Annotated in this window: 14 protein-coding genes; 11 read left to right on the forward strand and 3 right to left on the reverse strand. The window is 36.7% G+C overall.

Going from position 1 to position 17,880, the window contains the following annotated elements:
• The first annotated feature begins 390 nt into the window (after positions 1-390).
• A complete protein-coding gene (locus ACI6MV_RS16085) occupies positions 391-1,011 on the forward strand; it encodes a nucleotidyltransferase domain-containing protein (RefSeq protein WP_407271342.1) in 621 nt (206 codons plus the stop codon).
• A gap of 89 nt (positions 1,012-1,100) precedes the next feature.
• On the opposite strand, the gene ACI6MV_RS16090 is transcribed toward ACI6MV_RS16085, so the two are convergent.
• Positions 1,101-3,035, reverse strand: a complete 1,935-nt coding sequence (locus ACI6MV_RS16090; RefSeq protein WP_407271343.1) for an insertion element protein — start codon at positions 3,033-3,035, stop codon at positions 1,101-1,103.
• Positions 3,036-3,284 carry a hypothetical protein gene (locus tag ACI6MV_RS16095; protein WP_407271344.1) on the reverse strand — a complete coding sequence of 83 codons (249 nt, stop codon included), beginning with the start codon at positions 3,282-3,284 and terminating at the stop codon, positions 3,036-3,038.
• A gap of 536 nt (positions 3,285-3,820) precedes the next feature.
• Between ACI6MV_RS16095 and ACI6MV_RS16100 the strand changes: the two genes are divergently transcribed.
• The 8 genes from ACI6MV_RS16100 to ACI6MV_RS16135 all read left to right on the forward strand — a co-directional run bounded on the left by ACI6MV_RS16100 (position 3,821) and on the right by ACI6MV_RS16135 (position 14,448).
• Positions 3,821-4,816: a substrate-binding domain-containing protein gene (locus ACI6MV_RS16100; protein WP_407271345.1), complete on the forward strand. Its 996-nt coding sequence runs from the start codon at positions 3,821-3,823 to the stop codon at positions 4,814-4,816.
• Between the two features lie 26 nt (positions 4,817-4,842).
• Complete coding sequence (locus ACI6MV_RS16105) at positions 4,843-6,666, forward strand: cache domain-containing sensor histidine kinase (RefSeq protein ID WP_407271346.1); 1,824 nt, start codon at positions 4,843-4,845, stop codon at positions 6,664-6,666.
• Positions 6,659-7,876 (forward strand): response regulator transcription factor, encoded by a 1,218-nt coding sequence (locus tag ACI6MV_RS16110; protein WP_407271347.1) that lies wholly within the window; start codon positions 6,659-6,661, stop codon positions 7,874-7,876. Before ACI6MV_RS16105 ends, ACI6MV_RS16110 begins: the two co-directional genes overlap by 8 nt.
• A 453-nt stretch (positions 7,877-8,329) precedes the next feature.
• Complete coding sequence (gene chvE, locus ACI6MV_RS16115) at positions 8,330-9,418, forward strand: multiple monosaccharide ABC transporter substrate-binding protein (protein ID WP_407271348.1); 1,089 nt, start codon at positions 8,330-8,332, stop codon at positions 9,416-9,418.
• 72 nt (positions 9,419-9,490) lie between these two features.
• Entirely contained in the window at positions 9,491-11,041 is a 1,551-nt protein-coding gene (gene mmsA, locus ACI6MV_RS16120) for a multiple monosaccharide ABC transporter ATP-binding protein (RefSeq protein WP_407271349.1), read from the forward strand.
• On the forward strand, positions 11,025-12,188 hold the full coding sequence (gene mmsB / locus ACI6MV_RS16125; protein WP_407271350.1) for a multiple monosaccharide ABC transporter permease: 1,164 nt from the start codon (positions 11,025-11,027) through the stop codon (positions 12,186-12,188). Before mmsA ends, mmsB begins: the two co-directional genes overlap by 17 nt.
• A 236-nt stretch (positions 12,189-12,424) precedes the next feature.
• Positions 12,425-12,880, forward strand: a complete 456-nt coding sequence (locus tag ACI6MV_RS16130; RefSeq protein ID WP_407271351.1) for a GNAT family N-acetyltransferase — start codon at positions 12,425-12,427, stop codon at positions 12,878-12,880.
• Between the two features lie 74 nt (positions 12,881-12,954).
• Positions 12,955-14,448, forward strand: coding sequence for an amidase (locus ACI6MV_RS16135; protein WP_407271352.1), 1,494 nt, complete (start codon positions 12,955-12,957; stop codon positions 14,446-14,448).
• 234 nt (positions 14,449-14,682) lie between these two features.
• Here the strand turns inward: ACI6MV_RS16135 and ACI6MV_RS16140 are convergent, their stop codons facing one another.
• Positions 14,683-15,180 carry a hypothetical protein gene (locus tag ACI6MV_RS16140; protein WP_407271353.1) on the reverse strand — a complete coding sequence of 166 codons (498 nt, stop codon included), beginning with the start codon at positions 15,178-15,180 and terminating at the stop codon, positions 14,683-14,685.
• A gap of 93 nt (positions 15,181-15,273) precedes the next feature.
• Between ACI6MV_RS16140 and ACI6MV_RS16145 the strand changes: the two genes are divergently transcribed.
• Both ACI6MV_RS16145 and ACI6MV_RS16150 read left to right on the forward strand, forming a co-directional pair.
• Positions 15,274-15,861: a vWA domain-containing protein gene (locus tag ACI6MV_RS16145; RefSeq protein ID WP_407271354.1), complete on the forward strand. Its 588-nt coding sequence runs from the start codon at positions 15,274-15,276 to the stop codon at positions 15,859-15,861.
• A 146-nt stretch (positions 15,862-16,007) separates the two neighbouring features.
• Positions 16,008-17,744, forward strand: coding sequence for a diguanylate cyclase domain-containing protein (locus tag ACI6MV_RS16150; protein ID WP_407271355.1), 1,737 nt, complete (start codon positions 16,008-16,010; stop codon positions 17,742-17,744).
• Positions 17,745-17,880: the final 136 nt, after the last annotated feature.

A 17,880-nucleotide genomic window follows, 5' to 3' on the forward strand; every position in this document is an offset into this window, starting at 1 on the left:
TTTTAAAACACACGATTAAATCAAACCCTGGTGTTGTCCAGGTTGATCATTGTAGTAATGTTTATGAAGATGATTAATTGTTTGAATCTTTCTTGCTTGACCACTAAATAAAAACTGAGTATTTATACTAACGGGTTCGGTTTTGGAGTACAAAATGTCAAATAACAGCCCTATTCGCAACCCAATTAGCTATATAATTTTCACTAAATTCACACTAAAAAACGCACAGTGATTGGTTATCTGTGCGTTTTTTATTCATAATAGAGGATTTTTCAAAGGTTTTATGGGATTTTATGTTAATATATAGATAAAGGGATTGTTCAATTAACGGGCAGTTTACTTGAAGAATGTCAGTTTTATACTAAGAGAAGAAATATTGGGGGATTGATTGTGGATTTAGATGTTTTATATGAGCAGGTAAAAACATACTTAAAACAAAAATACAATTGTCATACAGTAATTTTATATGGTTCTTACAATACAGGTGACTATACAGAAGAAAGTGACTTAGATATTATTTGTTTTTCGGATGATATAGAGGATAAAAATGATGTCGAGTTGTTTAATGGTAAACAATTAGATGTTTGGGTTTATAACAGTGAGCAAATGAATAATACAGAACAATTTTTACGTGTAAATAGAGGTAAGGTATTATTGAATGATAAAGGGACTGCTGAAAAGTTCTTGTCTGAAATCAATGATGTATTTAATAAAGGTCCTAAAAAACTGTCTGAGGAAGAAAAAGACTTTTTAAAGAGTTGGCTTAAAAAGATGTATTTAAGGTCTAGTAAAAATGATATTGAAGGTAATTATAGGTTTTATTGGATGCTGAAAGATAGCTTGGAAATTTACTTTGACCTCAAAGGACTATGGTTTTTAGGTCCTAAAAAAGCATTTAGTTGGCTTCAGGAGAACGATGCTTTAGCTTATAGCCTGTTTAAAAATGCTTTAGATAAAGAGGGAAATACTAAAGAAGTTGAACAATTACTTGAATTCTTGTATGAAATTTAGATAATAGTTATTCATTTAAAGAGGGCTTTAATTGAATAAGGCAATATAGAATGAAAAGACCGATTGCTTAATCGGTCTTTTCTTCGTTCCTACTGCATATAAATTATGTCGTTTATTGAATATTGCTTATTGGCAATACCGAGACGCTGAGCAGGCGTTTTAGAATCCTTTCCCGCACGAGTTATAAAACAGAAATTATAATAGGTCCTGAGAATCGTCATCGCCATCTGTGCGTACTTGGGATTGAAGTTAGAGCAAATATAACTCTTGCCATCACCACGAGCTGTCGTGAGCGGTCTTTCCAGGATAGATAGCCGTCTTCGTATTTGCTGGATAAAAGTGTTGGTGGCATTATCGTTAACGTTCATTATCATATTGGCGATTTCTCTTGGTTCCACAGAAGAAAGGTTTGTCTTGCAATCTACCCACCGTCTTCCTCTATCTATGGTGGCTAACGGATGTTCAATCGGGTTATCGGCATATTCAAAATGTGTTCCAGTTGGTAAAGTTACTTCCTTATGAAAAGAGTGATGTTGGAACAATTCTTCTAGTTGTAAAAACGCAAGTTTCCTCAAAGAAGTTGTACCATATCCTCGGTTACTCCCCCAATCCAGCAGTTCCATTTTAGCCTCAACAAATTCTTCACGAGCTTGCTTTCGTGTCTTTGTCTTATCTGTTTGACAGAGAAAATGATGAGCGTCCGAATGAATCATCTCTTTTGCGAAAACACGATTTATCGATGTGGTAATAGAAGAGTCCTCATCAGTTACAAATCGCCATTCAGAAGCTCTTACAAGCTGTTTGATGAGCCATAGGTGAGCAATAGTAGTATAAGTTGCTCCAACGTGGAATCCGTCCATATATTGAGCTCTACGATTAAACTTTGACATATCACTTCGATACTTCACTTCGTCCTGCGTATCATTGTTTGTTGGTGGCTGCGGATAATGAGAATACTTCGGAAACCGAGCATTTTTTTTTGCGAATTCATTGAGATGGTCCTCTCTTTGAAGTACCGTATCCAATGCTATGTCTCCAAGCGTAGAGGTCCAGTCATAAGCTACATCTGAACGGAACACATACCTAGAGTGTACATCAGATGATACCACTACATTCGTTGGGAATTGACTGTCCTCAACATCACTGTAACGACTTCCACCCATTCCTTTTTGACGCACATTGTTGAGGAAGTAGGTCATCTTATCCGTGTTGACCCATATTTCTTTGAATGTCACCTTTTGAAGTGGTTTGGTCTCGTGACGTTCCAGGAATTCCAAGCATCTTCGATAAAGAAATTCCAACTTGTCATAGTAGGTTCCTCTACCTATTCCTAAAATTTCACAAGTTCTTGTTATGGGTGCACGGCTTAACAGTAACTTCATAAACAGAGGCAATATATCGCTTCTTTGCTGGTGATATGTGATGGCTTGTCTCCCTTTCGGTAAGACGTTAGTAAACTTCTTGCACATTTTACATTGATACCGTTGCGATTTCGCCTTGCTTTTACCTCGTTTATAAAATTCTTTGGCGGCAGTAAAAGGTGTTGTCTCTCCAACGGAGCAGCCGTCCTTATGAAACTCATAATCAGGCTGTTGTTCTTGAACAGTGTTGACACGAACCAAACGCTCGATTTCCTCAGCAATTGACCAATTTGATAGTGTATTTGTATAACACCCTAACACAGCTCCGCCTTTAGGGTCAGGGTTGCATTTAATCGATTTTTCTGTACCAGAACCTGTTAAGCGATATCGACTTGGCTTTCTTTTAGTCTCGAATCTCACTTGAGGTAATCCGTGCCACAGGCAATAGGGATTCGCACAATGGTTGTATTGAATTCGGTGTTCCGTTCCACTTAGCGTAAATCCAACTGGCTGAAACAATAACTGACTATATCTTGTCCCAAATTGCTTGGGAGTCAGTTGCTGATAATCCTTGTTCCGATTAGTAATCTCATCCATCGTAAGTGGAGAAAGGACGTTCACAATATTATCTTCTTTGGTAGCTAGTCGTTTAAGATTTGCCATCTACTTTGCCACAACCTTATCTTCGACTCCAAGTTGTTGAATGAGCCTGCGATTATTCCGTTTGTTACCTATCCAGTCGATGAAATCTTTATCGTCTAAGAGATTTAGAAGAAATTGATTCACGATTTCACTTTCCGTGTGCTCCGTATATTCTGCATAGCTTTTTACGATTGTTCTAGCTCTTTCCGATACCAACCAATCAACGTTTTCTGCATTTAGGTTTTTTGGTTTAATAAATTCATTTATCACCGCTCCTATTGAATTTACACTAGGATTAGTATAACCAATTCGCATACGTTTTAACACACCAATTCGCAGGAGTATGTTGGCTATCAGACTCTTGTGAAATAGGGTGCGAATTTTGTTGCGAATTAGTATGTAAATTTATTATAAATCCTTTAACACCAACAAAAACAAGAGTTCCAATTCTTATGCGAATTGGAACTCCATTTTAATTGCTTTTTTATTGTTTGTACTCCAAAACCGAATCCGTTATATTTATACTCAGTTTTTTTGTTTTAGTCAATTTTTAACTATTTACCTATGGTGGGATTAACGCCTTCATAATACTATGTAGGTATATGAAATTTACTTTGTTAGTCCATCATAGAATAGAATTTGTTTCTTGTGAATATTCGACAGCAGATAAAAATTTCCAAAGATGATTTGTTGCCGTTTTCTAGTATTTTAGGTACAATTTTGACAGATGCTGATAATACTAGAATGAAAAATTGATATAAAGAGAAGTAAATAGTATTTTGTTGTGTTTTGAAAGGGGTTCCAAAATGAAAAAATTACTTTTCATTTATTTATTATTAATAGGGATATTTGTTTTATATGTATATAATTATCAAGCGCAAGAGGCGTCTACGCGTCAATGGTCGGAGAATCAATTAAGAGGGAATATGGATGAAACCTATGTAATGGTAACCTTTCAAGTAGGTATGGATTATTGGAAACGTGCACTAAAGGGGTTTGAGGATGCAGCGGAGGCATTGAATGTCTCGGTTGAATACAGGGGTGCTACTCAATACGATGTAAACGAAGAAATAACAGTACTTGAACAAGTAATTGCAAAAAATCCAGCGGGTATTGCAGTGTCGACAATGGACCCGGAAGCATTAAATCCAGTAATCGATAAAGCTGTAGATGCTGGTATTCCTGTGGTCATGTTTGATGCTGATGCGCCAGCAAGTAAAGCATATTCCTTTTTAGGAACTGATAATTATAATGCCGGAGTAGAAGCTGCTCATAAAATGGCGGAGTTGTTAAACGAAAAAGGGGAGGTTGGATTAATTACACAACCACATCAGTTAAATCACCAGCAGCGAACTGAGGGTTTTCAAGATACTATGTTTACGGAATATCCAAACTTAAAGGTCGTCTCAATTAAAGATGGAAGAGGAGACCAAATGCTTTCCAAAGAGGCAGCAGAGGAAATGTTGAAAGAAAACCCAGATTTGGATGGTATTTTTGCCACAGAAGCAAATGGCGGAGTTGGCGTAGGGCAAGCGGTGATAGCTAACAACCTTCAGAACTCTATGAAAATAATTAGTTTTGATACAGATAAAGGAACACTAGACATGATTGAGGATGGTGTGATATCAGCAACACTAGCACAAGGGACGTGGGAGATGGGCTATTGGTCGCTACAATTCTTATTTCACCTGCAGCATGAGATTGTTGAACAAGTGGATACAAGTACACCACTTCCGCGTTATATGGATACAGGTGTTACCGTTGTTACGAAAGAGAATGTAGATTCTTATTATCCACAATAAAAACCTCTGAGAATGGATTGATCGTTTTGAAGCGTTGGATACAAATTAATAATTTGCCGATTCGATATAAATTAATCTCACATTTTTTAATCATTAGTATCATACCGATTATTTGTCTAGGATTTTTAATTAATTGGACGATTGAACGTGTGTTAGAGGAACAGGTTAACGAAAATACGTTGCAATTAATTAGTAAAGTAAATGAGACTTTAGAATTTTACATTAATAACATGCAAAGTACCACTTATTTTATTGCTTCTAATGAGGAGGTACAGCAATTCTTCAATCAAGAACAAAGCGAAATATCGGTGGATTCCGATCGGAAATATGATATTCAACGATATCTTCGTAATTTTACAACGCTTTCCCCTGAAGTAGCAGGAATCTTAGTTGTGAATAACCAAGGGGACTATGTTAGTAATGAATTTTATGCGTCTCCATCGCGAGATTTAACCAATGATTCTTGGTATCAAGAAGCAGTTGATAATAAAGGGATTTTTAAAATTATTGGGAAACCGGGAACACGTAGCATATCTTCATTGGTAAATTATCAAAATGATGAAGTCGTCTCGGTTGTTCGTGCAGTAGTAGATCCGTTCACACAGGAAGTGCATGGTGTTATATTAATTGATTTAAAACTAAGAGTAATTGCTGAAACCTTGGTAGATGTTCGACTTGGAAAAACCGGTTATTTGATGGTTGTCGATGAACAGAATCAAAGTATTTACCAGCCGGATGATCCACTAATTGAAACGATCCCAAAAGGATGGTTAGAAGGGAATGCGGGTACTTTTTCAAAACAAGTTAATGAGCAAAAGCTTCAATTTATTTTTCAGCAATCCCCGTTTGCGCATTGGACAACAATTGGAGTGTTTCCGGCAGAAGAAACGATTTTTGAAATTAGAGAAATTCGTTTTTACTTAGTTGTATTTGTATTTATTCTTATGTTATTTGGGATACCCGTTTCCTATTTCTTAGCAAGTTCGATCTCTAGGCCGATTTCGCAGTTAATGAATTTCATGCGTAAAGCAGAAGGTGGACAACTTGATGTGCGCTATAAGGAGCAGCATGATGATGAGATAGGCTTACTTGGACGTAGTTTTAATAAAATGCTAACACAGATTAATCATTTACTTCAGTTAACAGAGCGACACGAAAGGCAAAAGCAGGAGGCAGAATTTAGAAGCTTACAAGCAAATATTAACCCGCATTTTCTATATAACACACTTGACACGATTCAATGGATGGCAAGAAAACAAAAAGCAGAGGATGTAGCAGAAGTCGTAGAATCCTTAGCTAAGTTATTTCGTATTGGCTTAAGTAAAGGCAGAGATAGAATTAGGTTAGCGGAAGAGATTGAACACATAGAAAGGTATTTAATGATCCAGAAAACTAGATATCGAGAAAAATTAAATTTTCAAATTGAGATAGAGGAAGGAAAGCAATCCTTATATGTATTAAAATTCATTTTGCAACCGATTGTTGAAAATGCGATCTATCATGGCATAAAAGAGAGGCGAGGAGCCGGTCATATTGTTGTGAAAGTTAAAGAAATTAAGGGGAAGCTATCAATTACTATTCAAGATGATGGGGTCGGGATGTCGGACGAGCAGCTTGGTGGGATGCGACAAGCACTGGATGAGGCAATTCCAAGAACAGAAAATATAAAAGAAACAAGGGATAAGAAAGGCTATGGGATGTTGAATGTTCAAGCCCGGATACTGTTGGCATTCGGAGATGGTTATGGCATTAATATTGATAGTAAAGAGAAAGTTGGGACCATCGTTGAGATTTTATTACCAATCCTTAAAGAAGAACCGATGGGGGAGGGGATTATACCAAATGAATAGATGGAAGCTATTAATTGCAGATGATGAATTTATTATACGTGAGGGGATTCGCTCCTCTGTTGACTGGGAAAAGTATGACATGACAGTAGTTGGAGAAGCTGAAGATGGTGAAGAAGCCTTAGAATTAGCGATTGAGCATCAAGTGGATATTATTCTTATGGATTTAAATATGCCAATCATGAATGGTATCACCGCAATGAAACAGCTTAAACAACAGCTTCCTCATTGTAAAATGGTGGTTATCTCCGGGTACGACGAATTTCATTATGCCCAAGAAGCGATTCGCTTGCAAGTGGAGGATTACTTGTTGAAACCGGTAAATCCAGAAAAATTACACGAATTACTACTTGGGCTTAAGCAACAGTTGGACATAGAAATTGATCAGAAAGCATATTTAAAGCAAGCATCAAAACAACTTAAAAAGAATCATTCACAAATGAAAGAACGATTTTTTCAAGATTGGATTGATGGCAAACTAGCGAATGAAGAAATCGTAGAGCAATTACAATTTTTAAGCTTGCCTAAGGCGGCACCTTTGCAACACCTTTTAATTAGGTGGCCAGAGTATCATCAAAATCAAACGTTTATGCAGGAAAAAGAGAGACATATTTACTTGTTTGCCATTGAAAATATTGTTGAAGAGATATTAGAAGCAAAATCTGCTGCCGTATTTCGAGATCAATATCATCTACTAAACGTGTGTTTATGGGAAAAAATCACAGATGAACTTGTGGAAAGGATACAACAAACGGTAAAAGAATATTTTGATATTACTGTTTATTGGCATCTCGAGGATGTGAAGCATGATTTAACAGATCTATATAAGGTTTATGAAACTTGTAAATCACAATTAGAAAAAAAAATTCGAATATCCCCACTTGTAAAGCAGGCAAGAAACTATGTACAACAGCATTATCAAGATTCTACTCTAACATTAGAAAGAGTGGCCGAAGAATTACATGTTACAGCCGTCTACTTAAGTAAGATGATAAAACAGGAGCTAGGCATATCTTATGTAGGTCTGATCACACAGTTGAGGATTAATAAAGCTACGGATTTATTGGTAACAACAGATATGACAATTCGTGATGTTGCTGAAGAAGTAGGCTATGATTCTCAGCATTATTTTAGCACCGCTTTTAAGAAAGTGGTTGGAGTATCACCAAATAAGTTTAAAAATAATACGCCAGATCAAAGCACTATCCATTAATTGGAGGTGCTTTTTTTCATAAGGTAAGAAAGGTCTAAGCGACGCTCTGCACTTTTCGTGTGTCTAGGTCTAGCTTCGAGCGCCAGAAACTAGGCGACTTCACGAATCGTCCTACGATAAGTCATCATCGATTCAAGTTTTTATGGAAGGTCGACTAAAAGCGGACTTGTCGTCCAACGTCGACATACCCCCTATACGGGGGCATGATTCCTTTATCTCAGTCGAATCGCTCCAGTCGCCACGTTTCTAAGCGGCGCTCTGCACTTTTCTTATATTCTAATTCATTAAAACGATGCTAAAAGTACATATGAAATCTAATCGCTTACATTTAATTTTTATAAAAACAGTTTAAATTAATGTAAAGCCTTACATTGGAAATGGTGATAATCTTATAACAAGTTAGTTAGCAAGTAATAAAAAAGCATTTGAGGAATGAAAGGGGTTTCAAGAGAGATGAAAAAATTAGGATTATTTGCACTGTTAATAAGTTTTATGTTAGTTCTATCTGCTTGTGGCGGAGATGATAACGCTTCCGGTGGTGGAGATAGTGATGGCGAATTAATCGGTATCGCAATGCCAACAAAGTCTTCTCAAAGATGGGTAGACGATGGAAATAACATTGTGAAACAACTTGAGGAACTTGGTTATCAAACTGATCTGCAATATGCAGAAGATGATGTAGATAAGCAAATTGAACAAATTGAAAATATGATTGTAAAAGGTGCAGAAGTACTAGTAGTTGCATCAATCGATGGTACAGCATTATCGAATGTACTTGAAAAAGCAGCAGAACAAGATATTGAAGTTGTTGCTTATGACCGATTAATTATGGAAACTGAAAACGTAAGCTACTATGCAACATTTGATAACTTCCAAGTAGGGGTACTTCAAGCAACATACATTGAAGAAGCACTAAATCTTGCGGAGGCTGAAGGTCCATTTAATATCGAATTATTCGGTGGATCACCTGATGATAACAACGCATACTTCTTCTGGGATGGCGCAATGTCTGTACTACAGCCTTACATTGATAGCGGTAAGCTAGTTGTACAAAGTGAGCAAACTGAATTCGAACAAGCAGCTACGATGCGTTGGGATGGAAACACTGCCAAATCTCGTATGGAAAATATCTTAAGCTCGGCATACTCTGACGGTGAAACTGTAGATGCAATCCTATCACCATATGACGGTATCAGCCGTGGTGTAATCCAAGCATTAATTGGTGTAGGTTATGGTTCTGGAGATCTACCACTTCCTGTAATCACTGGTCAAGATGCTGAAGTAGCTTCTGTTAAATCAATTATTGCTGGAGAGCAAACGTCAACAGTATTTAAAGATACTCGTGACCTAGCTGAAGTAACAGTAAACATGGTTGAAGCAATTCTAAACGGCGAAGAAGCTGAAGTTAACGATACAGAGACTTATGATAACGGAGTGAAAGTTGTTCCTTCTTATCTAGTAGTACCTAATTCTGTGGACATTGACAACTACGAAGAAATGCTAATAGACAGCGGATACTACACTGAAGAAGATTTACAATAGTTAATAAATGATTCAGTGGTGATCACACCACTGAATCATTTCATTCGTTATTTTGAAGAAGGTGGTGAGGGTATGTCAGATTATATTTTAGAAATGCGTAACATAACGAAAACATTCCCTGGTGTTAAAGCTTTAGATAATGTTAATTTAAGGGTCCATAAAGGTGAGATCCATTCACTCGTTGGTGAAAATGGTGCAGGGAAATCCACACTTATGAAAGTATTGAGCGGTGTTTATCCTTCAGGAACTTATGAAGGCGGTATTTACTTTGAAGGAGAAGAATGCCACTTTAAAGATATTAAACAAAGTGAAAACCAGGGTGTTGTTATTATTCACCAAGAATTAGCGCTTAGTCCATATCTATCAATAGCAGAAAACATATTCTTAGGAAATGAAAGACAGTCCAATAAAATTATTAAATGGCAAGATACATTTCAGGAGTCTAAGAAATTATTAGAACGCGTGGGTTTAAAAGATTCACCTGAAACAGCAGTAATGAATATTGGTGTTGGTAAACAACAGCTTGTTGAGATAGCAAAAGCTCTTTCTAAAGATGTGAAACTATTAATTTTGGATGAACCTACGGCAGCACTTAATGAGACTGATAGTGAAAACCTATTAAATTTGCTTTTAGAACTTAAAAAGCAAGGGATTACATCTATACTTATTTCTCATAAACTAAACGAAGTGTCCAGTATTTCTGACTCTATTACGATCTTGCGAGATGGTCAAACAATCGAAACAATTGACACGAAAGAAGAAAAAGCATCAGAGGACCGTATTATTAAAGGAATGGTTGGACGGGAGTTAACTAGTCGCTTCCCTGAACGTCATCCAAATATTGGAGAAACAGTATTTGAAGTGAAAAACTGGAATGTATATCATCCACAACAGCGTGATCGTAAAATAATTGATAATGTGAATATACATATTCGTCGCGGAGAAATAGTAGGATTAGCTGGCCTTATGGGCGCAGGAAGAACTGAACTGGCGATGAGTATTTTTGGTAAGGCATATGGTAAAAAAATAGACGGTTCGTTAGTCAAAAACGGGCAAGAAATTCAAGCAAATACCGTAAGTGAAGCCATTGAAAATGGTATTGCTTATGTTTCTGAGGACCGTAAAACATATGGTTTAAATTTAATAGACGATATTAAACGGAATATTACATTGGCTAATTTAAAGCGTGTTTCTAAAAATACAGTTATAGATGAAAATAAAGAAGTAACAGAAGCACAATCATTAAGGGAAAAGATAAATATTAAAACACCATCCTTAGAGCAGCTTGCAGGTAACTTAAGTGGTGGTAATCAACAAAAGATTGTATTAAGTAAATGGATTTTCACTGAGCCAGATATTTTAATATTAGATGAGCCTACTCGAGGTATAGACGTGGGTGCAAAGTTTGAGATATATGCACAAATTAATGAGTTAGCAGCTGAGGGAATGGCTGTATTAGTAATTTCATCTGAGTTACCAGAGGTTCTTGGGCTCTCAGACCGAACTTACGTTATGAATGAAGGACGTATAACAGGTGAACTCACACGTGAGGAATCAAACCAAGAAAGTGTTATGCGTTATATGACCGGATCTGGAGGTGCTAGTCGTGCAAACGCTAATTAATTTATTTCGAAACAATATACGTGAATATGGAATGATCATTGCACTAGTATTTATAACAGGTTTATTTTGGATATTAACAGAAGGTATTATCCTTAAACCGTTAAACTTAACGAACTTAGTTCTACAAAATGGTTTTATTCTTGTACTAGCAGTTGGTATGGTGTTGGTAATTATTGCAGGTCAGATTGATCTTTCTGTAGGTTCAGTAGTTGCCTTTATAGGTGCTATAGCTGGGGTACTTATGATTAACAATAATGTGCCAGTTTGGTTAGCAGTTATTTTATCATTACTTGTGGGTGCAGTTATTGGAGTATGGCAAGGATTTTGGATTGCTTATGTTGGAATCCCGGCCTTCATTGTTACCTTGGCAGGGATGTTAATCTTCCGAGGTTTGACACTTTGGTTATTAGATGGTAAATCCCTAGCTCCTTTCCCGGATGTTTTTCCAAAACTAAGTAGTGGATTTATACCTGATATTGGTGCAGGTGATTTTCATATTCTGACAATGATATTGTCTGTTGTTTTATCGTTAGTATTGATTTATTTGGAATTTAAAAAACGTAAAACACAAATGCAATATAATTTTGATGTAGTCCCAATGTGGATTACAGGTGCAAAATTAGCATTATTAGTATTTGTAATTAATTGGTTTGCTTATCAATTGGCACTTAACAAAGGTCTTCCAATAGTACTAGTAATCGTTTTTGTGCTTATTGCTATCTACACATTTGTAATGAATAATACAGTGATGGGTCGACACATTTATGCAACAGGTGGTAACAAAAAAGCAGCCGACTTATCTGGTATTAAAACAAAACGTGTTGTATTCTGGGTATTTGTAAATAACGGTGTAATTGCTGCATTAGCAGGTCTAATGTTTGCGGCACGTCTTAACTCTGCTACACCTGCTGCTGGTAATATGCTAGAGTTAGATGCAATCGCAGCTGTATTTATCGGTGGTGCATCCATGGCCGGTGGTGTTGGTACGGTAATAGGTGCGATTGTCGGTGGTTTAGTTATGGGTGTAATGAACAATGGTATGTCATTAATCGGTATCGGTATCGATTGGCAACAAGCGATTAAAGGTATGGTGCTATTGCTTGCTGTTGGATTTGATGTGTTTAACAAAAATAGAGCAGGTAAATAATATTTAAAAAGTACGTTAATGTAAAAACCAATTCCTCCTGAATGTTTGGGGGAATTGGTTTTTTAATCGTTTATAAAATTATAACGTGGTCTTGATAATGCAAAACGAACTTCAATCAGAATAAAAGTAAAGATGAACAGCAACATCAAATACCAGAATTATCGATAATGATATAATTGAAGTTATCAATTAGCTACATAGGTGCAATTCTAAAATGAAAACAGGAGGGATTGTGATTGGAAATAAGAGTAGATGATTTAACGGGTGCTGAAGTGGCGGAATTGGTGATGGATCACCTTCAAAGTATGGCCGTTCATTCGCCGCCAGAAAGCAGACATGCATTAAATCTAGATGGACTAAGAAAACCAGAGATTAGTTTCTGGAGTGTATGGGAGAATGATGAATTAATGGGCTGTGGCGCACTTAAACAGCTAAATCCCGAACACGGAGAAATAAAATCAATGAAAACGTCTAGTAAGCATCTTCAGAAGGGTGTGGCAAAGCAACTTTTGAAACATATCATCACAGAAGCTACGCAACGTGGTTACCTTCGACTGAGTTTAGAAACTGGATCGATGGCTGCTTTTGACCCAGCTAGAAGACTTTATGTAAGCTTTGGTTTTCAGGAATGTGGTCCGTTTGAAAACTATACGGAAGACCCAAATAGTGTGTTTATGACAAAAGAACTCTAAATGCTAAAAGGAGAATCACCTCAAATTGTTGAATTTATTAAAAAACGGTGCGGACAATGGGAGGAGCCACAGTCATGACATTCGAATATAAGCAGTACGATGCTCTGGGATTAGCGGAATTAGTAAAAACCAAACAAGTTAAACGTACAGAAGTAGTAGATATGGCTTATCGTGAAATTGAAAAAAAGAACGAGCAGCTACATGCAATTATAAATGTGATAGATAGGGAAGTGGCACTTGTCCTTGGTGAAAAAAATGATGGAATTTTCACAGGGGTGCCTGTGCTGACAAAAAATATACAACAAGATATAAAGGGTCAACCGATAACAGGTGGGTCAAGAGCTTTAGTAGATCAGGTTGCAGTTCGAGATAGTGAATTTGTTTCACAAGTAAAGACAACGGGTGTCTCGATTATTGGGCAAACAAATGTGCCTGAGTTTGCCTTAATGGGAATTACGGAACCAGCATACAATGGTCCAACGCGAAACCCTTGGAATCTTGACTACACTCCAGGTGGTTCAAGTGGTGGTTCTGCGGCAGCTGTTGCCGCGGGAATCGTACCAATAGCAGGTGCCAATGATGGTGGAGGGTCAATTCGTATCCCTGCTGCTTTTAGTGGGCTGTTCGGATTAAAACCGACTCGTGGTCGGACGCCAATTGGACCAGATAAAGGCAGACAATGGCAAGGAGCATCTGTTGAACATATTCTAAGTAGGTCTGTAAGAGATAGTGCTGCTATGCTTGACCAATATAGTTTTGACAGAGCTTCTGCATTTCTTGCACCGCGCTATACAGGGAGTTATCAGGAATGTGTGAATAAACCCCTAAATAAACCATTGAACATAGCGTTTTCGACAAGATCACCGATCGGAATGAAAGTAGACCCAGAATGTCAAAAAGCTGTTGAAAACACAGTGAAGCTATTTCAAGAAATGGGTCATCATGTAGAGGAAAAAGATGCACCTGTTGATGGGAACAAACTAGCCAATAGTTTTATGATGCTATATTTTGGTGAAGTTGCTTCAACTATAAGTACAATAGAAAATAAGGTTGGTAGGAAGCTGAAATACAATGAAATGGAGCCTTCAACCTGGTTATTAGGCTTATTAGGAAGGTCCGTAAGTGCAGCTGATTTTGTGTTAAGTTTACAAGAGTGGGATATAGCAGCATATCAAATGGATGTTTTTCACGATCAATTTGATTTGTATATTACACCAACTACGGCTTTTCCACCTTCGAAGATTGGAGAACTAGAACTAACTGTAGTAGAAAAACAGTTGATAAAAGCAATCAAAAACTTGGGGTTAGCTAGTGTATTGAAGAAAACGAGTTTTGTAGATTCTTTAATATATAAAAGTCTCGAACGAACACCTTTCACACAACTTGCAAATCTAACCGGGCAACCAGCGATGTCAGCACCGCTTCATATAACAGAGAAAGGTCTACCATGTGGCGTTCAGTTCATGGCGCGCCGCGGTCGTGAAGATTTATTGATGCAGGTGGCAGGTGAATTAGAACAGACCGATTTATGGACTAATGTAGCTGACAATCCGATGTTTAGGCTGTGAAAACTGAGTTAGCTATCCAACTAACTCAGTTTTTTATAGACAATAAACCAAAGATCTTCACGTAATTTTTTTGGAGTAATTACTATAAATCCATCTGTAAATTTTTTAAGGATATCTACAAATTTACAATATCAGTTTAGAGAACAGTTTCTTGAAAAAGGCTGGAGTAGAGCATGTACTGTCTAGTTACCTTTTTTTACTGGAAATTGTCAAGCTATCTATACTAATTTTGTTTTATTCATTTGTCCCAATCAAAGGCTTTTGTCCAAAGTGGTCAAGGAATTGATTTAATAGGTCAATATTGTATATTTTTTTCTCTATACAAAAACGAACAACTAAGTCCGTTGTGTCATTGTCAGATAATGAAAAGCCAGCTGAATTTAAAAGCGTAGTGGTGTCATCTATAGATAGTTCGAGTGCCATTACGAGGGCTACCACCGTATTCTTGCTAGGGGTATAATCGACGTTAGAGCGAATTTTTGAGAAATGTCTGCGATCGATTTGCGCCTTTTTATAAACTTCGGAGTCTTTATAACCTTTGCAATCAATGAACGTAAACAATACGTGATTTAGTGTGGGTTTACGGTTGGTTTGAATAAATTCCTCGATTTCGTCCTCAGATATGTTACTTTTCAAACTATAGCTTACTTCAAGCTCTTCTTCGTATGTAATGCTGTTTAAATGAAAATGTAAATATTCTTCTAATTCTTTCCATAACTTTTCATCAAGCATAGTAGAACCCCTCCTAAATGTCGCTTTGCAGGCGACCAATTTCTCGATAAACTTAGCTAAAATTATAGCATATCAAATAAAAGGGTGATGAATATGATTAATAGTTTAACGGAGATTATTTTCTTATTGGACAGAAGTGGTTCGATGTCAGGCTTGGAAAATGATACAATTGGAGGTTTTAATAGTTTAACGGAGAAGCAAAGTAAACTTGATGGCGAAACAGCAGTTACTGTCGTTCTATTTGACCATGAATATGAAGTCTTATGGAATGGAATTGATGCCAAAAGAGCAAAACTTACAAAGAAAGATTATTATGTAAGAGGCACAACAGCTCTGTTGGATGCAGTTGGAAAGACAATTTTGGAAGTTGACCAGCGGTTATTGAAAACAAATGAAGAGAGACTACCAGGTAACATTATATTTGTGATCACAACCGATGGAATGGAAAATGCTAGTCGTGAGTTTAGCCATGACAAAGTGAAACAACTTATTAAGCGCCAACAAGACGAATATAATTGGGAATTTATTTTTATGGGAGCTAATATTGACGCTGCAAAGGAAGCTGGAAATATTGGCATAGATGTTGAGCATGCATATAGCTTTGAAGCTTCAAACAAAGGTGTCGAAAATATGTATGTAATGGCTGAAGAAGCAATAACTTTGAAAAGAAAGAAAAAATAAGAAAAGAAGTAGAGGTTGCAGAAAACGTGAAGGAAATCTTATTTAAGGCAATTGGTGAAAAAGACTAAGGTAACCCACTAATGGGAGTTACCTTTAAAACATGTTAAAATTGTCCTAAGTATGTTACATGATGAAGGAGAATAAACATGTTTGCTAGGCTAAAAAACTTCAAAAATTTAGATCTTATATTCAATAGTATTTCTGATATGGTATTTTTAATTGAAATAAGTGAAGATGGATCCTTTCGTTACGTAACCGCTAATCAAGTAGCGATTAACTTACTACAATTTCCAATAGGTTTCGAAGGGAAAAGCATTGAGGAGATTATGCCTTCATTTTCAGCAGAGGTTATTACTGCAAGATATCAAGAAGCGATTGTCTCAAAAAAAGTAGTGATGTATGAAGAAAAAATAGAATTTCCAATAATGGACGAACTAGATAAGACGAGGAACGGATGGGTTGAATCCAAAGTAACACCAGTGCTTAGTGATGACGGTGAAGTGGAGTATTTAATCACGGTTACAAGAGAAATAACAGAAAGAAAAAACTACGAGAAAGAGCTTAACCAGTTAAAGGAGCAATTTGAACTTATTTACAACCATGCAGCAGATCCTGTATTTACTTTTGATGAAACGGGAAAGTACATAACTGTTAATCCTAGTTATACAAAATTGTTTGGTTGGACAAAAGAAGAGTTATTGAATGATCCAGCAATCAGTATTCTACCAACTAACAATAAGCAAGAATTTGAAGCTATCCTTGAACGGTTGAAACAAGGGGAAGTGATTGAAAACCATTATGCGGAAAGAAAAACGAAGAATGGAAGTTTGATTCACATTTTATCATCTTATACACCAATTATGGAAGATGGGAAAATGAGTCATGGAATTGCGGTGTATAAAGATATTTCTAACATTGACCAATTAAGAAATAAGTTGCAAGAAAGTGAGCGTAAATATCGTATTATTGTTGAAAATTCCAATGATCTTATACGGATTATTAATAAGCTTGGACAAATTGAGTATGCTTCACCATCGCATTTGCGGATTTTAGGCTTGGAATCAAAGTTTTTTATCGGAAAATCGATTCTCTCTTTTGTTCATCGTGAAGATATGGTAAAGGTCAATAACTATATAGAGAAATTGTTTGAGACAGGACGAGTAGCAGAAATCGAATATCGACGTCTTAATAAGAACGGAGAAATAATTTGGGTGCATTCTAAAGGTGCAGCCGTTTTGAATGGCTTAGGTGAAGTCGAACAACTTGTTTTGATTTCTAGAGTAATTTCTGATTTAAAGGAAAGAGAAACAGAATTACGAACAATGGCATTATATGATGAACTAACAAGTCTTGCTAACCGTACCTTATTCAATGAGAATTTAGATGTGGCGTTAAATCGGACAAAGCGAAGTGGTAAAATGACCGCGCTTCTAATATTAGACTGTGATAATTTTAAAAAGATTAATGATTCCTATGGTCATGACGTCGGAGATGAAGTAATTAAAGAATTTGCAAATAGAATACAAACAAGTGTTGGGACACTTGGAACTGTATCACGAATGGGTGGCGATGAATTTCAAGTGGTATTGCCGGAACTAAGAGAGACAAATGAAGCAATCGCGGTCTGCCAATCAATTATAAGTAAGATGAAAGAACCGATGGAAACCGGACTTAAAAAAATCACAGTCTCTGCAAGCATTGGTGTGTCTTACTATAAAGGTGTAGGGAAGACAAAAGAAGAACTTGTAAAAGAAGCAGATGTAGCGCTATACCAATCAAAGGATCAAGGGAAAAGTACATATTCGGAATATAGGGAGACCGAAAACAAATGGAAGAAAAACAAGCTCTTCAGTCGATTTTTTGATAAAGAGAGAAAAAGTTGAAGATATTAAAAGGAAGCTTCCGCTGGTGAGTGGGAGCTTCCTTTTTTATAAAATTCGTGCATGCGTCTAGCTCCGAGCGCCAGAAACTAGGCGACTTCACAAATCGTCCTAGGATAAGTTATCATGTATTCAGGTT

Source organism: Radiobacillus sp. PE A8.2, assembly GCF_045635475.1.
GTDB lineage: Bacteria > Bacillota > Bacilli > Bacillales > Amphibacillaceae > JBJGXI01.